20 protein-coding genes are annotated in these 22,428 nt (G+C 68.3%); 5 read left to right on the top strand and 15 right to left on the bottom strand.

Annotation, left to right across the window (positions count from 1 at the left end):
- Nucleotides 1–6: 6 nt before the first annotated feature.
- The gene (locus AVE30378_RS11615; RefSeq protein WP_129241007.1) at nt 7–855 is read right to left on the bottom strand and encodes a LysR family transcriptional regulator; all 849 of its coding nucleotides are present in this window, start codon (nt 853–855) and stop codon (nt 7–9) included.
- A 95-nt stretch (nt 856–950) separates the two neighbouring features.
- Here AVE30378_RS11615 and AVE30378_RS11610 point away from each other — a divergent pair, with 95 nt between their 5' ends.
- The 3 genes from AVE30378_RS11610 (at nt 951) to AVE30378_RS11600 (ending at nt 4,185) form a co-directional block, all read left to right on the top strand.
- On the top strand, nt 951–2,174 hold the full coding sequence (locus tag AVE30378_RS11610) for a CaiB/BaiF CoA transferase family protein (protein WP_129241006.1): 1,224 nt from the start codon (nt 951–953) through the stop codon (nt 2,172–2,174).
- Nucleotides 2,175–2,187: 13 nt separating this feature from the next.
- Nucleotides 2,188–3,042, top strand: a complete 855-nt coding sequence (locus AVE30378_RS11605) for an enoyl-CoA hydratase/isomerase family protein (RefSeq protein ID WP_129241005.1) — start codon at nt 2,188–2,190, stop codon at nt 3,040–3,042.
- Between the two features lie 126 nt (nt 3,043–3,168).
- Nucleotides 3,169–4,185 (top strand): Bug family tripartite tricarboxylate transporter substrate binding protein, encoded by a 1,017-nt coding sequence (locus AVE30378_RS11600; protein ID WP_129241004.1) that lies wholly within the window; start codon nt 3,169–3,171, stop codon nt 4,183–4,185.
- A 250-nt stretch (nt 4,186–4,435) separates the two neighbouring features.
- Here the strand turns inward: AVE30378_RS11600 and AVE30378_RS11595 are convergent, their stop codons facing one another.
- The 12 genes from AVE30378_RS11595 to gtdA form a co-directional block, all read right to left on the bottom strand.
- Nucleotides 4,436–5,128, bottom strand: a complete 693-nt coding sequence (locus tag AVE30378_RS11595) for an ABC transporter ATP-binding protein (protein ID WP_129241062.1) — start codon at nt 5,126–5,128, stop codon at nt 4,436–4,438.
- Nucleotides 5,128–5,880, bottom strand: a complete 753-nt coding sequence (locus tag AVE30378_RS11590) for an ABC transporter ATP-binding protein (protein ID WP_129241003.1) — start codon at nt 5,878–5,880, stop codon at nt 5,128–5,130. The genes AVE30378_RS11595 and AVE30378_RS11590 overlap by 1 nt, the downstream gene beginning before the upstream one ends.
- Nucleotides 5,873–6,859, bottom strand: coding sequence for a branched-chain amino acid ABC transporter permease (locus tag AVE30378_RS11585; protein WP_422393650.1), 987 nt, complete (start codon nt 6,857–6,859; stop codon nt 5,873–5,875). The genes AVE30378_RS11590 and AVE30378_RS11585 overlap by 8 nt, the downstream gene beginning before the upstream one ends.
- Before the next feature lie 5 nt (nt 6,860–6,864).
- Nucleotides 6,865–7,779 carry a branched-chain amino acid ABC transporter permease gene (locus tag AVE30378_RS11580; protein WP_129241002.1) on the bottom strand — a complete coding sequence of 305 codons (915 nt, stop codon included), beginning with the start codon at nt 7,777–7,779 and terminating at the stop codon, nt 6,865–6,867.
- Between the two features lie 67 nt (nt 7,780–7,846).
- On the bottom strand, nt 7,847–9,019 hold the full coding sequence (locus AVE30378_RS11575) for an ABC transporter substrate-binding protein (protein ID WP_129241001.1): 1,173 nt from the start codon (nt 9,017–9,019) through the stop codon (nt 7,847–7,849).
- Between the two features lie 31 nt (nt 9,020–9,050).
- Nucleotides 9,051–10,274, bottom strand: coding sequence for a 3-hydroxybenzoate 6-monooxygenase (locus AVE30378_RS11570; protein ID WP_129241000.1), 1,224 nt, complete (start codon nt 10,272–10,274; stop codon nt 9,051–9,053).
- 17 nt (nt 10,275–10,291) lie between these two features.
- Entirely contained in the window at nt 10,292–11,644 is a 1,353-nt protein-coding gene (locus AVE30378_RS11565; protein WP_129240999.1) for an FAD-dependent oxidoreductase, read from the bottom strand.
- A gap of 42 nt (nt 11,645–11,686) precedes the next feature.
- On the bottom strand, nt 11,687–12,700 hold the full coding sequence (locus tag AVE30378_RS11560; protein WP_129240998.1) for a Bug family tripartite tricarboxylate transporter substrate binding protein: 1,014 nt from the start codon (nt 12,698–12,700) through the stop codon (nt 11,687–11,689).
- On the bottom strand, nt 12,693–13,076 hold the full coding sequence (locus tag AVE30378_RS11555) for a chorismate mutase (RefSeq protein ID WP_129240997.1): 384 nt from the start codon (nt 13,074–13,076) through the stop codon (nt 12,693–12,695). The genes AVE30378_RS11560 and AVE30378_RS11555 overlap by 8 nt, the downstream gene beginning before the upstream one ends.
- Nucleotides 13,073–13,711: a maleylacetoacetate isomerase gene (gene maiA, locus AVE30378_RS11550; protein WP_129240996.1), complete on the bottom strand. Its 639-nt coding sequence runs from the start codon at nt 13,709–13,711 to the stop codon at nt 13,073–13,075. Before maiA ends, AVE30378_RS11555 begins: the two co-directional genes overlap by 4 nt.
- A 17-nt stretch (nt 13,712–13,728) precedes the next feature.
- A complete protein-coding gene (locus tag AVE30378_RS11545) occupies nt 13,729–14,427 on the bottom strand; it encodes a fumarylacetoacetate hydrolase family protein (protein WP_129240995.1) in 699 nt (232 codons plus the stop codon).
- An 80-nt stretch (nt 14,428–14,507) separates the two neighbouring features.
- Nucleotides 14,508–15,560, bottom strand: coding sequence for a gentisate 1,2-dioxygenase (gene gtdA / locus AVE30378_RS11540; RefSeq protein WP_129240994.1), 1,053 nt, complete (start codon nt 15,558–15,560; stop codon nt 14,508–14,510).
- A gap of 171 nt (nt 15,561–15,731) precedes the next feature.
- Here gtdA and AVE30378_RS11535 point away from each other — a divergent pair, with 171 nt between their 5' ends.
- Both AVE30378_RS11535 and AVE30378_RS11530 read left to right on the top strand, forming a co-directional pair.
- A complete protein-coding gene (locus tag AVE30378_RS11535; RefSeq protein ID WP_129240993.1) occupies nt 15,732–16,667 on the top strand; it encodes a LysR family transcriptional regulator in 936 nt (311 codons plus the stop codon).
- Nucleotides 16,667–17,212, top strand: a complete 546-nt coding sequence (locus AVE30378_RS11530) for a hypothetical protein (RefSeq protein WP_129240992.1) — start codon at nt 16,667–16,669, stop codon at nt 17,210–17,212. The genes AVE30378_RS11535 and AVE30378_RS11530 overlap by 1 nt, the downstream gene beginning before the upstream one ends.
- Nucleotides 17,213–17,657: 445 nt before the next feature.
- On the opposite strand, the gene AVE30378_RS11525 is transcribed toward AVE30378_RS11530, so the two are convergent.
- Both AVE30378_RS11525 and AVE30378_RS11520 read right to left on the bottom strand, forming a co-directional pair.
- Nucleotides 17,658–19,136, bottom strand: a complete 1,479-nt coding sequence (locus AVE30378_RS11525) for an efflux transporter outer membrane subunit (protein ID WP_129240991.1) — start codon at nt 19,134–19,136, stop codon at nt 17,658–17,660.
- 72 nt (nt 19,137–19,208) lie between these two features.
- Nucleotides 19,209–22,424: an efflux RND transporter permease subunit gene (locus AVE30378_RS11520; protein ID WP_129240990.1), complete on the bottom strand. Its 3,216-nt coding sequence runs from the start codon at nt 22,422–22,424 to the stop codon at nt 19,209–19,211.
- Nucleotides 22,425–22,428: the final 4 nt, after the last annotated feature.

Raw genomic sequence — 22,428 nt, 5'->3', positions numbered from 1 at the left:
CGGCGGTCAGGAGGGGATGAATAATTCGCTGAGCTTGCGGGCGCCGTCGGAGTTGTCGCCCGCGCGCATGTAGAGATGGTAGCTGGCGGAGGGCAAGGTGGGCAGGCCGAGTTCTTCGCCCACCACCTTGAGGCCGGGGGTGAGCATCTCGATGGTGCGCGGGGTGATGCCCAGGCCGGCCCGCAAGGCGGCGCGCACGCCGGCCAGCGTGGGCGTCTGGAAGGCATTGCGCCAGGGGCGGTTTTCTTGCTCCAGGCGGTTCAGCGCCATGCGCCGGAAGACGCAGGGCGAGTCCACCAGCACCAGGGGCAAAGGGAGATTTTGCTGATGATGGAAATGCGTGCCCGAAATCCAGACCACGGGCGAGGTCCGAAACGTGATGCGGGGGAACTCGTCGAATTGCTCGAGTTCGAGCAGCAGGTCGATGTCGCCGCGCCGCAGCGCCGACGCCAGCCAGCGGCTGCGATTTACCTGGATCTCGATGCGCATGCCGGGATAGGTGCGCGCGCAGAGCGCCAGGTAGTCCGGCAGGATCGTGTCCACGGCGTCGGCGCATACCCCGATGCGCGTGGGCGCGGCGAAGACGCTCTTGTTCATCGCGCGGCAGGTTTCGTCGTTCAGCGCGAGCATGCGCCGCGCGTACTCGCGCAGTCGCACGCCCTGTTCGGTAAGGCGCTTGTGCCGTCCCACGCGCACCAGCAGTTTGCAGTCCAGCAGCCGCTCGAGCCGTTGCATCTGTTGCGAGACCGCGGCCTGGGTGCGGAACACCTGGTCGGCCGCGCCCGCGAAATTCTCGCGGTCGGCCACCGCCAGGAAAGTCCTGAGCAAACCTATGTCCAGATCGCGCACCGCCATGAGATTTCCTTGTGTGCCAGCGTACGCAGACGATTATCCGGGGCCGCGGGCGTCGGGCACAAGCCCAGCCTTTCCCCAAGTCCAGGGAGACAGCCGTGAATTCCGCTATTGATCCGAATCCTTTGCACAGGGTGTATGAAGGCCTGCGCGTGCTCGACTTGTCGCAGGGAATCGCGGGGCCTTACTGCGCGCAGATCCTGCGCCAGATGGGCGCGCAGGTGACGAAGGTGGAACCGTTCCATGGCGACTGGGGACGCAGCATGGGCGTGCCGCGCGGAGGATTCAGCGCCATTGCGCTGGCCTTCAATCGGGGCAAGCGCAGCCTGGCCCTGGATGCCCAGACCGATTCCGGCCGCGAGGTCCTGCACAGGCTGGCGGCGCGCGCCGACGTGGTGGTGCAGAGCTTCCGCCCCGGCGTGGCGGACCGCCTGGGCGTGGGTTATGCCGCGCTGCGCGGCGTCAATCCGCGCCTGGTCTACGCATCGATCTCGGGGTTCGGCCTGTCCGGCCCTTATGTCGACCGTCCGGGCACCGATTCGGTGGTGCAGGCGCTCACGGGCCTGACCACCGCGAATTGCGACGGCGCGGGGCTGCCCCAGCGGGTGAAGCCGTTCGTCGGCGATCTGTCTTGCGGCGTCTACACCGCCAATGCGATCGGAGGCGCCCTATTCGCGCGCGAGCGCGGTCAATCGGGCACGCACATCGACGTCAGCCTGCTGGCCACCATGGCGGCATTGCAGAACAGTTCCTTGATCGACCACGCGTTGCGCCGCGGAGAACCGGCCACCAGCGTCACGTATCCCCAGGGAATCTTCAGCACGGCGGACGGTTATGTACTGGTGTTCGCGATGAACAACGCGATGTTCGCCGCGATCTGCCGGGTGATCGGGCGCGACGACTGGCTGACGGATCCGCGCATGGACACGCCGCAGCGCCGCATACAGGCCGGCGACGAGATCAACGCCGGGGTGGCGCAGGCCTTGCGCTCGCGTCCCACCGCGTACTGGACCAACTGCTTCCGCGAAAACGACATCCTGTACGGCGAGGTCAAGGACTACGACCAGTTCCAGGAAGACGAGCAGGTGCGGCATCTGGGCCTGGTGCAGACGCTCAGCCAGCCGGGCCTGGGCGAGGTGCCATTCGTCGGCCTGCCGGGCGTGCATACCGGAGGCGATCCGGCCGATGGGCGTGTGCCGTCGGTCGGCGAGGATACGCAGGCGGTGCTCCGGGAACTGGACTACTCGCCGGCCGACATCCAGGCGCTGGCACAGGAAGGGATTATCCAACTGGCGGCGGCCCCGGCCGCCGCAGTGTACTGAAGGAGCGGTAACCATGAACCTGGCGCAATCCAACGGCGCGGCGGACGCGCCGCTGCTCACTCGGCGCGACGGCGCGGTTTTTCATCTGATCCTGAACCGGCCCGAGACGCGCAATCCGCTGGGCGGCGAAATGGTCGAGCGGCTGGAGGACGCGCTCGGCCAGGCCGAATCCGACGCCGCCGTGAGAGTCGTGGCCGTCAGCGCGGCCGGGCCGGCGTTCAGCGCGGGCGGCAATCTGGGCAATATCGCGGACCGGATCGCCGCGAGGCCTGGCGCCGACGGCCAGGATCCGGTCGCCCTGGGCAACCGGCGTTACGGACGCTTCCTGGAGCGTTTTGCCGGCAGTTCCAAGATCACCGTGGTGCTGGCGCAGGGCGCCGCCATGGGCGGGGGCGCGGGCCTGGTCTGCGCCGCCGACCTGGCCGCCGGTTCGCGCGATTCGCGTTTCGGCTTTCCCGAAGTGTCGATCGGCCTGGTGCCGGCGCAGATTCTTCCCTTTGTCGCCGCCCGCATCGGCCTGCAAGCAGCCCGGCGGATGATGCTGACCGGCGAACGCATAGACGCGGATGCGGCGCGCGCCATCGGCCTGTTGGACTATGTGTTCGATGCCGGGCGGGACTGGGAGGAGGGAATCGCCGGCGTGCTGCGGCGCTGCGTGGACGCCGCCCCGCGCGCCGCCGGGCAGACCAAGCGGATGCTGCGGGGCTTGTTCGGCCAGCAGCGCTGGCACGAAGAAGAACTGGGGACCTATCTGGACTCGGCCTCGCAATCCTTCGCCAGCCAGTTACGCACCGAAGCGATCGAGGGGATCGCCGCAGCCAAGGCCAGGCGGCGGCCGGATTGGAACGCGGCGCCTTCGGCCACTTGACACGAGGCGCGAGGGGGGCCGGACACCCGAGTACCGGAGAACTTTTCCGGTTTCTCTTTGTTACGCTCATCTCATCCCTGCGGTATGCTACTGACCGCTATCGATACAGAGTGAGGAGAACAATCCATGAAGCCGACCCCCCGCAGCGCCGTGCGCCGCGCCTTGCTGCAAGGCGCCGTGGCGCTGGCCGCGACCCTGCCTTTCGCCGCGCCCGCCCTGGCGCAGGCCACCGATTTCCCGACCAAGCCCCTGCGCTTCGTCGTGCCTTACCCGCCCGGCGGCCCGCTGGACACCATGGCCCGCATGCTGGCCGAGAAGGTGCGCGGCTCCCTGGGCCAGCCCGTCATCGTGGAAAACCGCTCGGGCGCGGGCGGCAATATCGGAGCCGATCTGGCGGCCAAGGCGCCGGCCGACGGCTATACGCTGGTGATGGGCGCGGTCGCGACCCACGCGATCAACCCCTGGCTGTTCGCCAACCTGCCGTACGACCCCGTGAAGGATTTCGCGCCGGTCACGATCGTGGCCTCGGTGCCCAACGTGCTGGTGATGAATGTCGAATTCGCCCAGAAGAACAAGATCGAGAAGCTGTCGGACCTGATCGACTACGCGAAGAAGAACCCCGGCAAGCTGAACTACGGTTCGGGCGGCAACGGCAGCGCCGGGCATCTGTCGGGCGAACTGCTGAAGGCGCGCGCCGGCATCAACGTCGAGCACATCCCCTATCAGGGCGCGGCGCCCGCCCAATTGGCGCTGCTGTCGGGCCAGTCGGACTTCATGTTCGACAATCTGGCAGCCTCGGCTCCGCTGATCAAGGACGGCAAAGTGAAGGCGCTGGCCGTCACCACCGCCAAGCGTTCGTCGCTGCTGGCCGACGTGCCCACGGTCGAGGAATCGGGCGTCAAGGGTTTCGACCTGGGCACCTGGTTCGGCGTGTTCACCACGGGCGGCACGCCCGCGCCGGTGGTCGCCAAGCTGAACAAGGCCTATTCGGAAGCGATGCAGCAGCCTGACGTGAAGCAGCGCCTGCTGACGATGGGTTCGGAGGCGGCTCCGATGTCGTCCGAGGCGTTCGCCGAATTCGTCAAGAACGAGAAGGCGAAGTACCAGGAGATCGTGAAGATCTCCGGCGCCAGCCTGAACTAAGCGCTGCAACGCCACGGGCGGCCGCCGCAAGGCGGGCCGCCCGTTTTTTTTAGTTTCTGCCGGGCTGTGTAGGATGGGTGGAGCGCGAGATCCTCTCCACAAGAACCCCGCTCTTCAGCGCGCGAAACCCATGCGGCCGTGGGCAGACTGTTTTCTCCATCGGCCGAAAAAACAATCTGCCCACGGCCGCATGGGTTTCGCGCGTTCGGCAATCGCGTTCTGGCTTAAGGACTCTCGCGCTCCACCCATCCTACACACCAAGATATCGTTGCGCCAGTTCCGGCTGCGCCGCGAGTTCCGTGGGGCTGCCTTGCCATACGACGCGGCCCTTTTCCAGCACGTGGTGGCGGTCGACCAGCGTGGCCATCTCTTTCAGGTTCTTGTCGATCACCAGGATGGTCTGGCCTTCTTCTTTCAGGCGGCGCAGGCAGTTCCAGATTTCCTGGCGGATCAGGGGCGCGAGGCCCTCGGTGGCTTCGTCCAGGACCAGCAGGCGCGGATTGATGAGGAGCGCCCGGCCCACGGCCAGCATCTGCTGTTCGCCGCCGGACAGGGTGCGGGCGGACTGCGCGCGGCGTTCCTTCAGGCGCGGGAACAGTTCGAACACGCGCTCCACGTGCCAGCCCGCCCGGGTGTTGCGGGCGGTGGCGACGAGGTTTTCCTCCACCGACAGCGAGCCGAAGACGCGGCGGCCTTCGGGCACCAGCCCGATGCCCAACTGCGCGATGCGGTGCGGGGCCAGGCCCGCGATGGGCCTGCCGTCCAGCAGGATGTCGCCGCCCTGCGCGGGCAGCATGCCCATGAGTGTCTTGACCGTGGTGGTCTTGCCCATGCCGTTGCGGCCGATCAGGGACACAACCTGCCGCGGCGCGATGTCGAGGTCCACGCCGAACAGCACTTTGCTTGCGCCGTAGCCGCCTTGCAATGCCTTGAGTTGCAGCATCATTCCTCCTCGCCCAGGTAGGCGGCGCGCACGTCGGGATGGCGGCGCACTTCGTCCGGGGTGCCGGTGAAGATCGTCTTGCCGTAGACCAGCACGGTGATGCGGTCGGCCAGCGCGAAGACCGCGTCCATGTCGTGTTCGACCAGCAGGATGGCGTAGCGGCCCTTGAGCTCTTGCAGCAGGGCCGTCATGCGCTGCGACTCCTCCGCGCCCATGCCGGCCATGGGTTCATCCAGCAGCAGCAGGGACGCGTCCAGCGACAGCGCCATCGCCAGTTCCAGTTGCCGCTTTTCGCCATGCGCCAGCGCGGACACGCGCACGCCGCCGCGGCCGCCCAGCCCGACGCGCTCCAGCGCCTGGCGGGCGGGGTCGCGCAGTCGGGGCAGCCCGCGGGCGTTCTTCCACAGGTTGAAGCCGCCGGGGCTGCGCGCCTGCACGGCCATGGCGACGTTGTCCTCGGCGGTGAAGCCGGGATAGAGCTGGCTGATCTGGAACGAGCGGGCCAGCCCCGCCGCGGGCCGCTTGTGCGCGGGCATGCGGGTGATGTCGCGGCCGTCGAGCAGGATGCTGCCGGCGTCGGGCAGGATCTCGCCGCCGATCTGCGACAGCAGGGTGGTCTTGCCGGCGCCGTTGGGGCCGATCAGCGCGTGCAGTTCGCCGGGCCTGACCGCCAGGTCGACGCCCTGCGTGGCGTGCACGGCGCCGAAGCGCTTCTGAAGGCCGCGGATTTCCAGTTTGGGCCGATCAGTCATGGTGTTTCCCTCCCACCAGCCAGCCATACACGCCGCGCTTGCCGAACAGCACCACCAGCACCAGGACGGGACCCAGGATCAGCATCCAGTGTTCCGTCCACGCGGTGGCGACCTGCTCCAGGCCCAGGTACACGGCCACTCCCAGCACCGGCCCGAAGATCGAGCCCATTCCGCCCAGGATGACCATGGCCATCAGTTCGCCGGACTTCTGCCAGGACGACATGTCCGGGCTGACGAAGAGCGCGTAGTTCGCCCACAGCGCCCCGGCCAGGCCGGTGCCGGCGGCCGACAGCACGAAGGCGGTGAGCCGGTAGCGCAGCGGCGCCAGGCCCAGCCCGACGCTGCGGCGCGGGTTCTGCTTGATGCTTTGCAGCGCCATGCCGAAGGGCGAATCGACGATGCGGCGGCAGGCCAGCACCCAGGCCGTCATGAGCGCCAGGCAGACGTAGTAGAAGGTGGCGGGGCGGTTCATGTCCAGGCCGGGCAGCGTATTGCGCGCGTCGATCGACAGGCCGTCGTCGCCGCCGTAGACCATCAGGCCGACGAGGATGAAGTACAGCATCTGCCCGAATGCCAGCGTGATCATGATGAACTGCACGCCCGAAGTGCGCAGCGACAGGAAACCCACCGCCAGCCCGGCCAGCGCCGCAACCGCGACGGCCAGCGGCCACATGGCCAGCGCGGCGTTGCTGCCGCTCCAGCCGAACAGCGTGTCGCCCTGGCCCAGGTGGAAGCCGGCGATGCCGATCACGTAGCCGCCCAGCCCGAAGAAGGCGGCGTGGCCGAAGCTGACCATGGCGCCGTAGCCCAGGATCAGGTCCAGGCTGACCGCGGCGATGGCGTAGATGAGGAAGCGGGTCATCAGGTTGACCAGGAAGGCCTCGCCCGTGGCCGACGCGATGGCGGGCACCAGGGCGAACAGCAGGAACCCGATGGCGTTGACGAGGACTTTTCTATTGATCGAGGTGTTTGACACTATCGTTCCTAACGCTGCGCGGGCACGAGGCCTCGCGGCTTGAACAGCAGCACGACGGCCATCAGGATGTAGATGCTGGCCGACACCAGGCTGGAACTGGCGGAATCCGACAGTTCCGGCGGCAGCAGCCGCGACATCCAGAACGGGATGTACGCGCGTCCCAGCGCGTCGGTCATGCCTATCATCAGGGAGCCCGCCAGCGCGCCGCGCACCGAGCCCACGCCGCCCACCACGATGACCACGAAAGTGGTGATCAGGATGCGTTCGCCCATGCCGATCTCCACCGCCAGCAGCGGCGCCGCCATCACGCCGGCAAAGCCGCAGAGCAGGGCGCCGAGCGTGAAGATCAGGGTGAACAGGCGCTGGATGTTCACGCCCAGCGCGTCGACCATTTCGCCGTCGTCCGCCCCGGCGCGCACCAGCATGCCGATGCGGGTGCGCGAGATCAGGAACCACAGCCCGACCGCCACCAGCACGCCCGCGCCGATGAAGGCCAGCCGCATCACGGGGTAGTTCAGGCCCGGCAGCAGCGCCACGGACCCCGACAGGAACGGCGGGATGTCCATGAACGGCGGGCTGCGGCCGAACAGCACCGTGACCAGTTCGTTGGTGAACAGCGTCAGGCCCAGCGTGGCCAGCACCTGGTCCAGGTGGTCGCGGCGGTACAGGTGGCGGATCACCAGCAGTTCCACCGCCAGGCCGTACAGCGCCGCGCCGGTCAGCGCCGCCAGCAGGGCCGCGGCGAACGAGCCCGTGGCGGCGGCCGCGCTGGCCGCGCAGAACGCGCCCACCATGTAGAACGAGCCGTGCGTCAGGTTGATGACGTTCATGATGCCGAACACCAGCGTCAAGCCCGCCGACAGCAGGAACAGCAAGGCGCTGTATTGCAGGCCGTTGAGGACCTGCTCCAGGAACATCAGCATGGAAACTCCTTGTGGAGCGGCGCGGAGGCGGTCCGGCCGTGCGCCGTCCGCCCGCCTCCGTCCCGGCCTACATCTTGCAGTCGGCCGCGTGCACGTCGGTGTGGTCGCGCGCGATGACCTTGAGGTTCTTGTAGGTCAGCTTGCCGTCCGGGCCGGCCTCGATGTGCAGCAGGTACCAGTCCTGGATGGGGTGCTGGTTCGGACCGAACTTGAACTTGCCCCGCACGCTGGGGAAGTCGGCGCGGCGCAGCGCGGCGCGGAAGTCGTCGGCGCGGCCGGCGATGTCGCCGTCGACGGCCTTCAGGGCCGAGGCCATGAGGTTGGCGGTGTCGTAGGCCTGCGCGGCATAGGCGGTGGGCGCGCGGTTGTACGTCTTGGTGAAGGCCTCCACGAAGTGCTTGCTCTGCGGGTTGTCCAGGTCGGCGCTCCACAGCGAACTCAGGTAGAAGCCCGCGCCCGCCGTGCCGGTGGCGGCCAGCATGCGGTCGTCCATCGAGTAGATGGGCGTGATCATCTTGATCTGGCCGGCCAGCCCGGAATTGGCGAACTGCTTGGTCAGGTTGATGCCCGCTCCGCCCGGATGGAACTGGAAGATGGCGTCGGGGTTCAGCGAGCGGATGCGCGCCAGTTCGACCGAGAAGTCGGCCTGTTCCAGCTTGGTGTAGATCTCGTCGGCGATTTCGCCCTTGTAGGCGCGCTTGAAGCCGGCGACCGCGTCGCGCCCGGCCTGGTAGTTGGGCGCCATGATGACCACGCGCTTGGCGCCCAGTTCATTGGCAGCCATGCCGGCGGTGTCCGCGTAGGAATCGTTCTGGAACGCGACGGCGAAGTAGTTGGGGTTGCAGGCCTTGCCGGCGTAGTTGGACGGGCCGGCGTTCAGGCTGACGTAGAAGGCGCCGGCGTTCAGCACCGTCGGACCGACCGCGGCCATCACGTTCGAGAAATTGATGCCGGTGAACAGGCGCACGCCGCCCTGCACCATCTTGTCGGCGATCTGCTTGGCGTTGGCGGGCTTGAGCGCGTCGTCCTCGACGCGCACATTGACCGGCACGCCGCCGAGCTTGCCGCCGCCTTCCTTCACGGCCAGCATGAACGCGTCGCGCTCGTCTTCGCCGATATAGCCGGCGGGGGTGGACAGCGTGCCGATGAAGCCGATGTCCACGGGCTTGGGCTGCGCGCCGGCCGCGAACGAGGCCAGCGCCAGCGCGATGGCGGTTCCGCCGATGGTCTTCTTGTACATGGTTGTCTCCTCCTGAGCTTGTTTTTTCTGCTTACTGCGCCGAACCCCGCGCGAGGCAGTTCTCCACTTTCCACCCATACAGCCACTGCAACGCGTCGTAGAACTGGGACTGGCTGCGGCCCGTCCACAGCATGTTGCGCACGGTGCGTTCGACGCCCCGCGCGTGATAAAGCCTGCCCATCTCCCGCGTGGACCAGACCACGCGCGCGCTGCGCGGGATGCGGACCGATTCGTACAGGCGGAAAGCGGCTTCCAGGTCCTGTCCGCAATGCCGGATCGCTTCGCCCAGCGTCACCGCGTCTTCCAGCGCCATGCAGGCGCCCTGGGCCATGTATTGCGTCATGGGATGCGCGGCGTCGCCCAGGATGGTGACGCGGCCCTGGCCCCAGCGCTCCACGGGCTCGCGGTCGGCGGTGGCCCAGCGCTTCCACGAAGTGGGGCGGTCCAGCATCTGGCGCGGGCGGGGGTGGATGCCCTCGAAGTAGGACAGCACTTCCTCCTTGCTGCCTTCGCGCACGCCCCATTCTTCCTGCTCGCGGCTGTGGAAGGTCACCACCAGGTTGTATTGCTGGCCGCCGCGCAGGGGGTAATGCACCAGGTGGCAGTGCGGGCCGGCCCACAGCACGGGCGCGTTGATGCGCAGTTCCTCGGGCATGTTCTCGCGCTCGACCACGGCGCGGTACACGACGTGGCCCGTCACCCGCGCCGGATCGCCCACCATGCGCTCGCGGATCACGGACTTCACGCCGTCCGCGCCCACCACCGCGTCGGCGCGGTAGCGGTTGCCCTGCGTGTCCACCACCTCCACGCCCGCGCCATCCTGCGACATGCCGGCGATCTGCGTGGACGTGCGGAAGCTGATCAGCGGGTTCTGCTGCACGGCTTCCAGGATGGACAGGTGGATGTCGGCGCGGTGGATGACGGCGTAGGGGCCGCCGAACCGTTCGCGGAAGGCTTCGCCGGTGTCGATGCGCACCACTTCCCGGGCGTCCACCGCGTCCATCATGATGATGTGGTCGGTGAACACGGCGCGCCCGCGCGCCGCGGCGCCCACGCCCAGCGCGTCCAGCGCCGCGAAGGCGTTGGGCCCGAGCTGGATGCCGGCGCCGATCTCGCCGATGTGCGCGGCCTGTTCCAGCAGTTGTACGGCGATTCCCTGGCGGGTCAGCGCCAGCGCGGCGGCCAGGCCGCCGATGCCGCCGCCGACCACGATGACGGATTGCCCCGAGGGCGTTATTTTCTGCGTTGCGTTCATTGCGGCCTCCGCGCCGTTCAGTCCCGGCCGCCCAGGAAGGCGCCCTGCTTTTTCAATTGAGCCTGCAAAGCGGGGATGGAAACGCCGGCCGGCGCGATCCCGGCCTGGAGCGCCATCGCCGCAGCCGTGCCGGCCGCTTCGCCCATCACGAAGCAGCTACCGCTCACCCGCGCGGCGGACTGGCCCTCGTGCGTCATGGACGCGCAGCGTCCGGCGACCAGCACGTTGTCCGACAGGCCCGGCCCGCGCCGTGGCACCATCATTCGGAACGGTAGCTGGTTGTAGCCGCGGGATTCCGGGATGGGCGGCCAGACCCACTGCACGTCGCCGGCCGTGTGCATTTCCAGCGGCCAGCCGTTGACGCCGATGCTGTCCTCGAAGTCGGCGCAGCCGAGCACGTGTTCCTTGGTCAGCACGGCTTCGCCGACGATGCGGCGCGTTTCCCGGATGCCCAGTTGGGGAGCGATGTCCAGCACGTAGGCGTTCTCGAAGCCGGGCACCTTGGCGCGCAGGAATGCCAGGTACTGCACGATCTGGCGCCGGCCTTCCAGTTCGCCGGCCGACAGCGAGTCCGCGTCCGTGCCGTCGGCCGCGCTGCCGTCCGCGTTGGCCAGTTGGGTCACGTTGACCCGCCATTCGTAGTCGTGCTTTTGCGGACGCACGATGGCGCCGCGGCGGGGGAACGTGAATTCCCCGCTGGCGGCGGCCTGGTCCATCAGTTGCGGGATGGTCTTCCATGCTTCCTGCGCGCGGGCGCCGTCCACGTTGCCCACCTTGAACATCAGCGTGGGGTAGAGCATGCGGCCGCGGTCGTCGCCCTTTTCGAAGGGCAGGCCGCCCCACTGGGCGATATCGGCGTCGCCCGAACAGTCGATGAAGATCCGGGCGCGCACCGCGCAGCGGCCCGACTTGGTCTCCAGGAAGAGCGCGTCCACGCGGCCGTCCGCGTCCCGCGCCACGCCCGTGGCCAGGGCATGGAACAGCACCTGCGCGCCGCTGTCCTGTACCAGCCCGTCCGCGGCGCACTTGAAGGCCGAGATGTCATAGGCCTGGGCGTGGATCTTGCCCAGGATCAGGTGCGGATCGTTCAGGCCGTCCATGGCGCGCATGCGGTCCAGCAGTTCGTCGGTCATGCCGTGGACCACCTGCCGGATGTCGCCATGGATATTGGCGTGAAGCCCGCAGAAGTTGGACACCCCCGCCGCCGTGCCCATGCCGCCCAGGAAGCCGTAGCGCTCCACGAGCAGCACGCTGGCGCCGTTGCGCGCGGCGCTGGCGGCGGCCAGCAGGCCGGCCGGGCCGCCGCCCAGCACGACGACGCCATATTCGCCGTAGAGAGGGACCTGGCGGGCGGGTTCGGTGATGGCCATCTGATTCTCCTTGCCTGTACTGAGAGGTTGCGCGGCGCCGCGTTACTGGCCCTTGATGCCCAGCTTGCGGATCAGGGGTTCCCAGCGCTTGAGCTCGTCGTCCATGTAGCCGCGGAACTCGGCCGGCGTGCTGCCCACCGGATCCATGAACTGCGCCTGCAGCCGCTTGGCCACGTCCGGATCGCGGACCGCCTGGATCAGCGCGTCGGACAGCTTCTTCTGGATGTCGGCGGGAACCTTGGCCGAGATCACGAAGCCGATCCACGCGGATCCCTCGATGCCCGGCACGCCCACTTCCGCCAGCGTCGGGATGTCGGGCAGCAGCGAAGAGCGCCTGGACGAAGTGACGGCCAGCGCCTTCAGGCGGCCGTCCTTCACCATGGGCATGACCGCGATGGGCGGCAGGGCGGCGAATTGCGTGTCGCCCGACAGCAGCGAGGTCAGCGCGGCGGGCGACGAGGGATAGGGCACGTGGGTGGCGCGCGCGCCGATCTGCTGCAGCATCAATTCCACGGCGAGGTGCGACACCGTGCCCGCGCCCGGCGACGGGAAGTTGTACTTGTCCGGATTCTTCTTCAGCGCCTCCAGCAATTCGCCGACGCTGCCGATGCCGGCGGTGGCGGGCACGACCAGCACGTTGGGCTGGTGCACGGCGAGCGTCAGCGGCGACAGGTCGGTCGCGGGCGCGTAGGGCAGCTTGTCGAACAGCAGGGTGTTGTTGACCAGCGGACCCGTAATCGAGACACCGAAGGTGTAGCCGTTGGGCTTGGCGTTGGCGATGGCGTAGGTACCGATGTTGCCGCTGGCGCCCGGCTTGTTCTCGATGACGATGGACTGGCCCAGGATGGCGCCGGCCTTTTCGCCGACGATGCGCGCCACCTGGTCGGGGCTGGAGCCCGGGCCGAACGGCACGACGGCCTTGAGCGGCTGGGCGGGCCAGGCGTCGGCATGCGCCGCGCCCAGCGGGGCCAGGGCGGCGAACGCCAGCGCCAGCGCGCTGGACGCGATGCGGCGCGCGGGCTTGCGCGGGGCGGCCGGCGTCGAGGACTTATGCATGGGTGTCTCCCAGGTCTTTCATGCTGTTGAAGTAGGTCTGTTCGTTGGCGATGAAGGCGGCGACCATCGCGCGGTAGGTGGCGTCCACCACCTGTTCCAGGTTGGCGAAGCCCCGGTTGTGGCGGTCGGCCAGTTGGCGGGCCTTATCGAAGACCTGGGCCTGGCGGGCGGGCGCGCTGACCTGGAAGGCGTCGCGCTTGAAGCGCGCGGCGTCCTTCACGTACATGGCGCGCTCGGCGATCAGCCGGACGATCTCGTCGTCCAGGCGGTCGATATTGGCGCGCACGTCGGCCAGCGTGGCGCACAGCGGGCGGTAGGCGGGGTCCGTGTAGGCGCGCAGCGGCGCGCCCTGGGCGTCGGGTTCCTGGTTCGTCATGAGGTGTAGTCCGGTTGCTGGGCGGGCGCGGCCTGCTGGAAGGCGGGCTGCGCGTTGCAGTGTTCATGGATGCGCAGCACGCGCGGGTAGGCGGAAAGGTCGCAGCCCATGCGCTGGGCGTTCGCCACCTGCGGCACCAGGCAGCAGTCCGCCAGGGTGGGCGCGTCGCCGAAGCAGTAGGCGCCGTGGCCGTGGCGGGCCAGCAGCGCTTCCACGGCCGTCAGGCCTTCCCGGATCCAGTGGTGGTACCAGGCGTTCTTCTGTTCGTCGCTTGCGCCCAGCACGTCCTGCAGGTAGCGCAGGATGCGCATGTTGTTGACGGGGTGGATGTCGCAGGAAATGGCGTCGGACAGTTCCAGCACGCGTGCGCGCGCCAGCGTGTCGGCCGGGATCAGGCGCGGCTCGGGGTGCGTGGCGTCCAGGTAGTCGACGATGGCCAGCGATTGCGACAGCCTGAGGTCGCCGTCGACCAGCAGGGGCACGCCGGCCGAGGGGTTCAGGGCCACGTAGTCCGCGGCGCGCTGCTCCTGCCTGCGCAGGTTCACGGGCAGGTAGTCGTAGGGCAGGCCCTTGAGCGCCAGCGCGATGCGCACGCGGTAGGAGGTGGAGCTATTGAAGAAACTGTGGAGTTGCATGCGGGTTCCCGGGAGGTTCAGGCGATCTGCACGCTGAGCGTGCCCAGGCCGTCGACGCCGCCGACCATCTTGTCGCCGCGGACCACGGGGCCCACGCCTTCGGGCGTGCCGGTGTAGATCAGGTCGCCGGCTTCCAGGCGGAAGTATCGGGACAGGTAGGAGACGGTTTCGGCGATGGACCAGATCAGCTTGCCGATGTCGCTTCTCTGCTTGTCGGCGCCGTTGACTTGCAGCCAGATGCCGGCCTTGTGGATGTCCTTGACGGCGCTTGCGGGATAGAGCGGCCCGATGGGCCCGCTCTGGTCGAAGGCCTTGCCCAGTTCCCAGGGCCGGCCGGCTTCGCGCATTTTCATCTGCAGGTCGCGGCGCGTCATGTCCAGGCCGACGGCATAGCCCCAGACGTGTTCGAGCGCCTGCTCGACGGGGATGTCGGCGCCGCCGCGGCCGATGGCCGCGACCAGTTCGATCTCATAGTGCAGGTTGGCCGTCTCGGGCGGATAGGGCAGCGACAGCGTGCTGCCTTCGGCCACGGGCACCACGGCGTCGGCGGGCTTGCAGAAGAAGAACGGCGGTTCGCGGTCGGGGTCGAAGCCCATCTCCCTGGCGTGGGCGGCGTAGTTGCGGCCCACGCAGTAGACGCGGCGCACGGGGAAGCGGTCCTGGCTGCCGGCCACGGGAACGGCGACGGGAGCGGCGGGATCGAAGACGAAAGACATGGATCACCCTTTGGGTGCGCGATGCGCACGGAATGGAAACGGAAAGGCGGCGGCCGGCGCCTGGCTACTGTCGGCGGCCTTCAGCCGGCGCGGGCTTCGCGCCAGATGCCCAGCGCGTCCTGCACGGGGCGGTCCGAATAGCTGAACAGCGTGGCGTCTTCCAGCGCGGCAAGCTCCACCGGCATCCAGGACGGCGCGACGAACACGTCGCGCGGACCGAAGTGGAATTCCCGGTCGCCGATGCGCGCCGTGCCGCGGCCCTCGACCACGCTGTAGACCGTGGAATCGGTGCTGCGGTAGGTCTTGCCCTGGAAGCCGGCCGGCAGGAACTGCATGAAGGTGGCCATCGTCGGCATGGGGTAGCCGCCGGTGGCCGGGTTCAGGTAGCGCAGCTTCACGCCGTCCCAGGGATCGAGTTCGCCATGGCGGTAGAGCTGGTCCAGCGCGTCGCGGCTGCGCTCGTAGGGATAGTTGAAGATGGGCGAGGTGCCGCTCGCGGCCTGGTGGCGCACCGGCATCATGTTGTGGCCGTAGCGGGCCATGCTGTCGCCCTCGGGGCGCGTGACCGGCTGGGTGGCGGAGGGGTAGTTCTCGGCGAAGCCCGCGTCCAGGAAGCGCAGCAGCGGGATGTCCAGGCCGTCCAGCCACACCACGGGCTCGCCGCCCTCGGCGGTTTCGGCGTTGCCGTGGTCATGCCAGGTCCAGGACGGCGTGATGATGAAGTCGCCGGGGCGCATGGTGGTGCGTTCGCCGTTCACGGCCGTGTAGGCGCCGCGGCCTTCCACGATGAAGCGCAGCGCCGATTGCGTGTGGCGGTGGCTGGGCGCGATCTCGCCGGGCAGGATCAGTTGCAGGCCGGCGTACAGGCTTTGCGTGATGCTGGCCTGGCCGGGCAGGCCGGGATTTTCCAGGATCAGGACGCGCCGCACGGCTTCCTCGGCGCTGATGAGCGAGCCGGAGGCCATGACGTCGTCGCGCACGTCGTCGTATTTCCAGATGGCGGGCACGCAACGCGGCGCGGGCTCGCGCGGCACCAGGTTGTGCAGCGACTCCCAGAGGGGAGCCATGTTTTTCTTGGCGATGCGCGCGTAATAGGCGGCGCGATCGGCGGCGGGCGTGTGGCCGTCGGGCATGTTTGTCTCCGGAATGTCCGGCTGGCGCCGGCTTCTGCGGGTGGCCGCCGCGTGTTCGCGGCTGATCCTGTTGTGGAGACGATTATGCGTACGGAGCTATGTGTTTTGAAATGAAATTATCTTATTATCCATATCAATAAGAATATACATACGAGACAAACGAGGGCCTGTATGGACTGGACTCACCGGTTGCGCCTGCGCAATCTGAAAATGCTGCTCAGCCTGGCCCAGACCCGCAACATCAGCCATTCGGCGGCGATGCTCAACACCACGCAGCCGGGCCTGTCCAAATGGCTGAAGGATCTGGAAGACGACATCGGGCTGCCGCTGTTCGAACGCCACGCGCGCGGGCTGCGCCCGACGCCGCACGGCGACGTGCTGATCGCCCATGCCCAGCGGGTCGAGGCGCAGTTGGACCGCGCCAGCGCGGACATGGCGGCGCTGCGCGAGGGCGGCGGCGGCAGGGTGGTGATCGGCGCGTCGGGCGCGTCCGCGTCGGACACGGTGCCGCTGGCGGTGATGAAGCTGCTGGAACGCATGCCGCAGGCGCGCGTGAAGCTGGTGGAGGGCACCACCGACCATCTGCTGGCGCAACTGGCGCAGGGCGACCTGGACATCGTGGTGGGCCGTTCCGCGCCCGAGCACCACGATCCCGCCATCCGCTTCGAGGCCCTGTACCTGGAGCCCATCCACCTGGTGGCGCGGCCCCGGCATCCTTTGTTCGCGGTGGAGCAGCCATCCTGGCAGGACCTGCTTTCCTACCGCTGGATCCTCTGGCCCAAGGGCACGCCCATCCGCAACGCGGTGGACGCCGCGCTGGCCGCGGCGGGGCAGGCCCCGCCGCCCGACCACGTGGAGTCCAACTCGGTGACCATCAACCTCACCTTGATCAACAACAGCGACATGATCGGGGTGGCCTCGCATCGCGCCGCGCTGCGCTTTTCGCAGATGCGGGCCATGCGCGTCATTCCCGTGCGGCTGTCGGGCTTCGGGTCGGTGGCCATGTACTGGCGCGAGGATCCGTTCCGTCCGATCGCGGTGCAGGAGGCCATGGCGGCCCTGCGCAACACGGTCGCGGAACATGCGCCGGGCGCCGCGAGGGTGTGATGGACCAGCCGCGCGCGGGCCTGAACGCGCTGATCGCGCAATGCCGCAGGCTGGAAGCCGCGCTGCCCGGGCAGGACGAGCCGTCCTCTTCGGCGGCGATGCACCGCTTCGTGGCGGCCATGGATGCGCGCCGCGCGCCGCCGGGCATGTGGTCGCCGCTGGTGCTGGCCGTGCTGGTGATGACGGGCGGCCTGGGCGTGGGGATCGGGGTATTGGATCTGCTGCGACACGGCGCGGGATCGGCGCCGGCGGCCTTCGCGCTGGTGCTGGTCTGCGCCGGCACGGCGCTGGCGCTGGCGATCGGCGTGGTCGCGTTCATGGGCGGACACGCGTTCGGCCTGGTGGTGCTGAAGCGGCTGGCCGCGGGCCTGGTCGCCGTCGGCATCCTGGGCGGGATCGCCTGGACGCAGGGCGACATGCGAGCGGTGGGGCCCGTGGTGGCGCTGCTGGGCGGCCTGGGCGCCTGGCTGGTGCTCAATAGCAGCGGGTTTTATGTGTACGCCGGGTACCAGATGGCGCGGCGGTATATGGAGCGGAAGAGGTAGGGCGAGTGTCTGACACCTGGCTTTTACATGGAGCGGAGGGGGGTAGGTCCAGTGTCTGACACCCGTACGAGCTGACGGTACGGGTGGAAGGGATGTTCCGGGGTGTCTGACACCCGGGGGAAGATGCTGCTGCCGCGGGTGGGTGTCAGACACCCGGGAAGCGCTGCTTCGGGGTTGAGGCGGCTTGCCGTACGGGTGTCTGACACCTGGTTTTTACATGGAGCGGAAGGGGGCAGGCCCAGTGTCTGACACCCGTATGAGATGGCGGTACGGGCGGAAGGGATGTTCCAGGGTGTCTGACACCCAAGGGAAGATGCTGTTGCCGCGGGTGGGTGTCAGACACCCGGGAAGCGCTGCTTCGGGGTTGAAGCGGCTTGCCGTAGGGGTGTCTGACACCTGGCTTTATACCTGGCTTTGTGTTGTGCCAGGCGCCGGACACTCCGACTCATTTCGCCGCCACCTGCTCCGCGGGCACGGGGTTTTCCCAGCCGCCGCCGATCGCGCGGATCAGGCCGACGGCCGAGCGCGCCTGTTCGCCGCTCAACTGCACGGCCACGCGCTGCTGCAATAGCACGCTGCGGTCGGCTTCGATCACGTCCAGGTAGCTGATGGATCCTTCCCGGTACTGCGTGTGCGACAGCTTGGCGGCGCGCGCGGCCGATTCGACGGCGGCGTCCTGGGCGCGGGTCTGGTCGGCCAGGATGCGCAGGTTGGCCAGGTTGTCTTCCACTTCGCGGAAGGCGTTCAGCACGGCCTGGCGGTAGGTGGCGACGTCTTCCTCGTAGACGGCGCGGGCCCGGTCCAGGCCGGCCTGGCGGCGGCCGCCGTCGAAGATGGGCATGGACAGGGCGGCGCCCACCAGCGGGCCAAGAAGGAAGGTGCGGCTGGACCATTGGAACAGGTTGCCCAGGTCCGACGATTCATAGCCGAAGGCGCCGGTGATGTCCAGGCGCGGGAAGAACGCGGACTTGGCTGCGCCCACGCGCGCGTTGGCCGCCGCCATCGCGCGTTCGGCGGCGGCGATATCCGGGCGGCGTTCCAGCAGGGCGGACGGCAGCCCGGCCGGGATCGACAGCGCCACTTTCTGGATCGGCTGCGGCGGCATCGCGAATTCCGACGGCGCGCGGCCCAGCAGCACCGCCAGCGCGTGTTCGGACGCGGCGCGGCGGCGGTCGATGCCCAGCGATTCGGATTGCGCGCTGGCCAGTTCGGACTTGGCGCGCGCCAGGTCCAGTTCGCTGATGTCGCCGGCGTCGTAGCGGCGCTGGATCAGTTGCAGCGTGTCCGTGCGCAGCTTGACCGTCTGGCGGTAGAGCTGCGATTCGGCGTCCTGTTCGCGGACCAGGAAGTAAGTCGTGGCGACGTCGGCCTGCAGCGCCAGCAGCACCGAGCGGTACAGCGCTTCGCTTTGCTGGGCGTCGGCGGTGGCGGCATCGAAGGTCGAGGCCACGCGTCCGAACAGGTCGGCCTCGTACGACACCATGCCCTGGGCGCGCCAGGTGGTGACGGGGCTGGTCGACGTGCCGTCCGGCAGGCCTTGCGACACGGCGGAAGGACGCTGGCGGTTGGGGCCGAAGGCGGCGTCCAGGGTGGGGAAGAAGCCGGAGCGCGCTTCGCGTTGCAGCGCCCGCGCCTGGGTCAGGCGCGCGGCCGCGGCCTGCAGGTTCTGGTTGGCGTGCTGGGCTTCTTCTTCGAGCTGGTTCAGGCCTTCGTCGTCGAACACCTTCCACCAGGCGCCGCGCAGCGCCTCTTCCGAGGGTTCGGCGGGCTTCCAGGTGCCGGCTTCGGACGCGGGCAGGGCCGCTTCCTTGTAGGCCGCGGGCACCGCGGCCGAGGGCCGTTCGTAGGTTGGGCCCACCGCGCAGCCGGCCAGCGCGAGCAGGACGGCAAGCAGGGCGGAACCGCGGGTCAGTCTTTGGATCATGATGGCTATTCTCTTGGTGGCGCGTCCCGCCGCCGGGGCGGGACGCGCTGGCTATGTTCTCGGTCTGCCGGCTCAGGCGTTGTGCTGCGGGGCGGGCGGCGCGTGCGGGTCCAGGTGCGGCACGCAGACGGGGGCCTCGTGCGGCGCGGCCGAGTGCAGCTTCTTGCCACCCAGCGAACGCAGCAGCACGTAGAACACCGGCGTCAGGAACAGGCCGAACAAGGTCACGCCCAGCATGCCGAAGAACACGGCGACGCCCATGGCGTGGCGCATTTCCGAACCCGCGCCCGAGGACAGCACCAGCGGCACCACGCCCATGATGAACGCGATGGACGTCATCAGGATCGGGCGCAGGCGCAGGCGGCTGGCCTCGATGGCGGCTTCCAGCGGCGTGCGGCCGTTCATTTCCAGTTCGCGCGCGAACTCCACGATCAGGATCGCGTTCTTCGCCGACAGCCCCACCAGCACCATCAAACCGATCTGGGTGAAGATGTTGTTGTCGTTGCCGGTCAGGTAGACGCCCGTCAGCGCGGCCAGGATGCTCATCGGCACGATCAGGATCACGGCCAGCGGCAGGGTCAGGCTTTCATACAGCGCGGCCAGCACCAGGAACACCAGCAGCACGCTGATCGGGAACACCCACAGGCCGGCGTTGCCCGCCAGGATCTGCTGGTAGGTCAGGTCGGTCCATTCCATCTTCATGCCGCGCGGCAGCGTCTCGGCGGCCACGCGTTCGGCCGCGGCCTGTGCCTGGTCGGACGAATAGCCGGGCGCCGGGCCGCCGTTGATGTCGGCGGCGGTGTAGCCGTTGTAGCGCACCACCATCTCCGGGCCGAAGGTCTGCTTGACCGTGACCAGCGACGACAGCGGCACCATGTCGCCGGCGTTGTTGCGGGTCTTCAGTTGCAGGATGTCGTCGGCGTGCGCGCGGAACGGCGCATCGGCCTGCGCGCGGACCTGGAAGACGCGGCCGAAACGGTTGAAGTCGTTCACGTACATCGAGCCCAGGTAGATCTGCATGGTGTCGAAGACTTCCGTCACCGGCACGCCCAACTGTTTGGCCTTCACGCGATCCAGGTCCACGTCCAGTTGCGGCACGTTGATCTCGTAGCTGGAGAAGGCCGGGCCGAGTTCGGGCCTCTGGCGGGCCTTGGCCAGGAAGGCGGCCTTTGCCTTGTCCAGTTCGGCGTAGCCGGCGGCGCCGCGGTCCTCGATCTGGAACTTGAAGCCGCCCAGCGTGCCCAGGCCCATCACGGGCGGGGGCGGGAACACCGCGATGAACGAGTCCTGGATGGCGGCGAACTTCTGGTTCAGCGAGGCCGCGATGGCGTCGCCCGACAGCGCGGCGCTCTTGCGCTCGCCGAAGGGTTTGAGCGTCACGAAAACGATGCCGGCGCTGGAACTGTTGGTGAAACCGTTGATCGACAGGCCCGGGAAGGCGATGGCGCTCTGCACGCCGGGTTCTTTCAGCGCGATGTCGCTCATGCGGCGGATGACCGCCTCGGTGCGGTCCAGCGAGGCGCCGTTGGGCAACTGCGTGAATCCGATCAGGTACTGCTTGTCCTGCGCGGGCACGAAGCCGCCGGGCACCAGGTAGGACACGCCGAGAGTGGCGGCCACCAGCACCGCGTACACGCCCATCGCGCCGGCCTTGCGGCGGATCACGCCGGACACGCCTGTGCCGTAGGATTCCGAGGCGCGGCCGAACATGTCGTTGAACCAGTTGAAGAAGCGCCCGAACACGCGGTTCATGCCGCGGGTCAGCCAGTCGGGTTTGTCGTGGTGGCCCTTGAGCAGGATGGCCGACAGCGCGGGCGACAGGGTCAGCGAGTTGAAGGCCGAGATCACCGTCGAAATGGCGATGGTCATGGCGAACTGCTTGTAGAACTGCCCGGTCAGGCCGGTCATGAAGGCCAGCGGCACGAACACCGCGCACAGGGTCAGCGCGATGGCGATGATGGGGCCGCTGACTTCGCGCATGGCGCGGTAGGTCGCCTCGCGGGGCGTCAGCCCGGCGGCGATGTTGCGCTCCACGTTTTCCACCACCACGATGGCGTCGTCCACCACGATGCCGATGGCCAGCACCATGCCGAACAGCGACAGCGCGTTGATGGAATAGCCGAAGATCAAGAGCAGCGCGAAGGTGCCCACGATGGAAACCGGCACGGCCAGCAGCGGGATGATGGACGCGCGCCAGGTCTGCAGGAACAGGATCACCACCAGCACCACCAGCGCGATCGCCTCCAGCAGCGTGTGCACGACGGCCTCGATGCTGGCGCTGACGAACTGCGTGGGGTCGTACTCGATGCGGTATTCCACGCCCGGCGGGAAGTCCTGCGCCAGTTCGGCCATGGCCGCGCGCACCTTGGTGGACACGTCCAGCGCGTTGGCGCCCGGCGACTGCATGATGCCCATGCCCACCGCCTGCTTGTTGTCCAGCAGCGAGCGCAGGCCGTATTCCTGCGCGTCGAGCTCGACGCGGGCGACGTCGGACAGGTACGTCACGGCGCCGTCCGGCGAGGTCTTCAGGATGATGTCGCGGAACTCTTCCTCGGTCTGCAGGCGGCCGCGCGCGTTCACGTTCAACTGTAGCGGCACGTCGCCCAGCGTGGGCGATGCGCCGATCACGCCAGCGGCGACCTGCACGTTCTGTTCGCGGATGGCGGCCACCACTTCGCTGGCCGTCATGCCGCGCTGGGCCACCTTCTGCGGATCCAGCCAGACGCGCATGGAGTAGTTGCCCGAGCCCCACACCGTCACTTCGCCCACGCCCGAGATGCGGGCCAGGCGGTCCTTCACGTTCAGGATGGCGTAGTTGCGCAGGTAGGTGATGTCGTAGCGGTCGTTGGGCGAAATCAGGTGCACCACCAGCGTCAGCGTGGGCGAGCTTTTGGCCGTGGTGACGCCCAGGCGCTGCACGTCCGGCGGCAGCCGCGGCAACGCCTGCGACACGCGGTTCTGCACCAGTTGCTGCGCCTTGTCCGGGTCCACGCCCAGCTTGAAGTTCACCGTCAGGGTCAGGTTGCCGTCGCTATTGGCCTGCGACTGCATGTACAGCATGTCCTCGACGCCGTTGATGGATTCTTCCAGCGGAGAGGCGACGGTTTCGGCGATGACCTTGGGGTTGGCGCCGGGGTACTGCGCGCGCACGACCACGGACGGCGGCACCACTTCCGGATACTCGGAGATGGGCAGTTGGAACATGGCCAGGATGCCCGCCAGCAGCACCAGTATGGACAGCACGCCGGCGAAGATCGGCCGGTCGATGAAGAATTTCGAGATATTCATGAAC

The sequence above is a fragment of the Achromobacter veterisilvae genome, assembly GCF_900496975.1.
Classification (GTDB): domain Bacteria; phylum Pseudomonadota; class Gammaproteobacteria; order Burkholderiales; family Burkholderiaceae_B; genus Achromobacter; species Achromobacter veterisilvae.
This window is presented reverse-complemented; position numbering and strand designations above follow the sequence as displayed.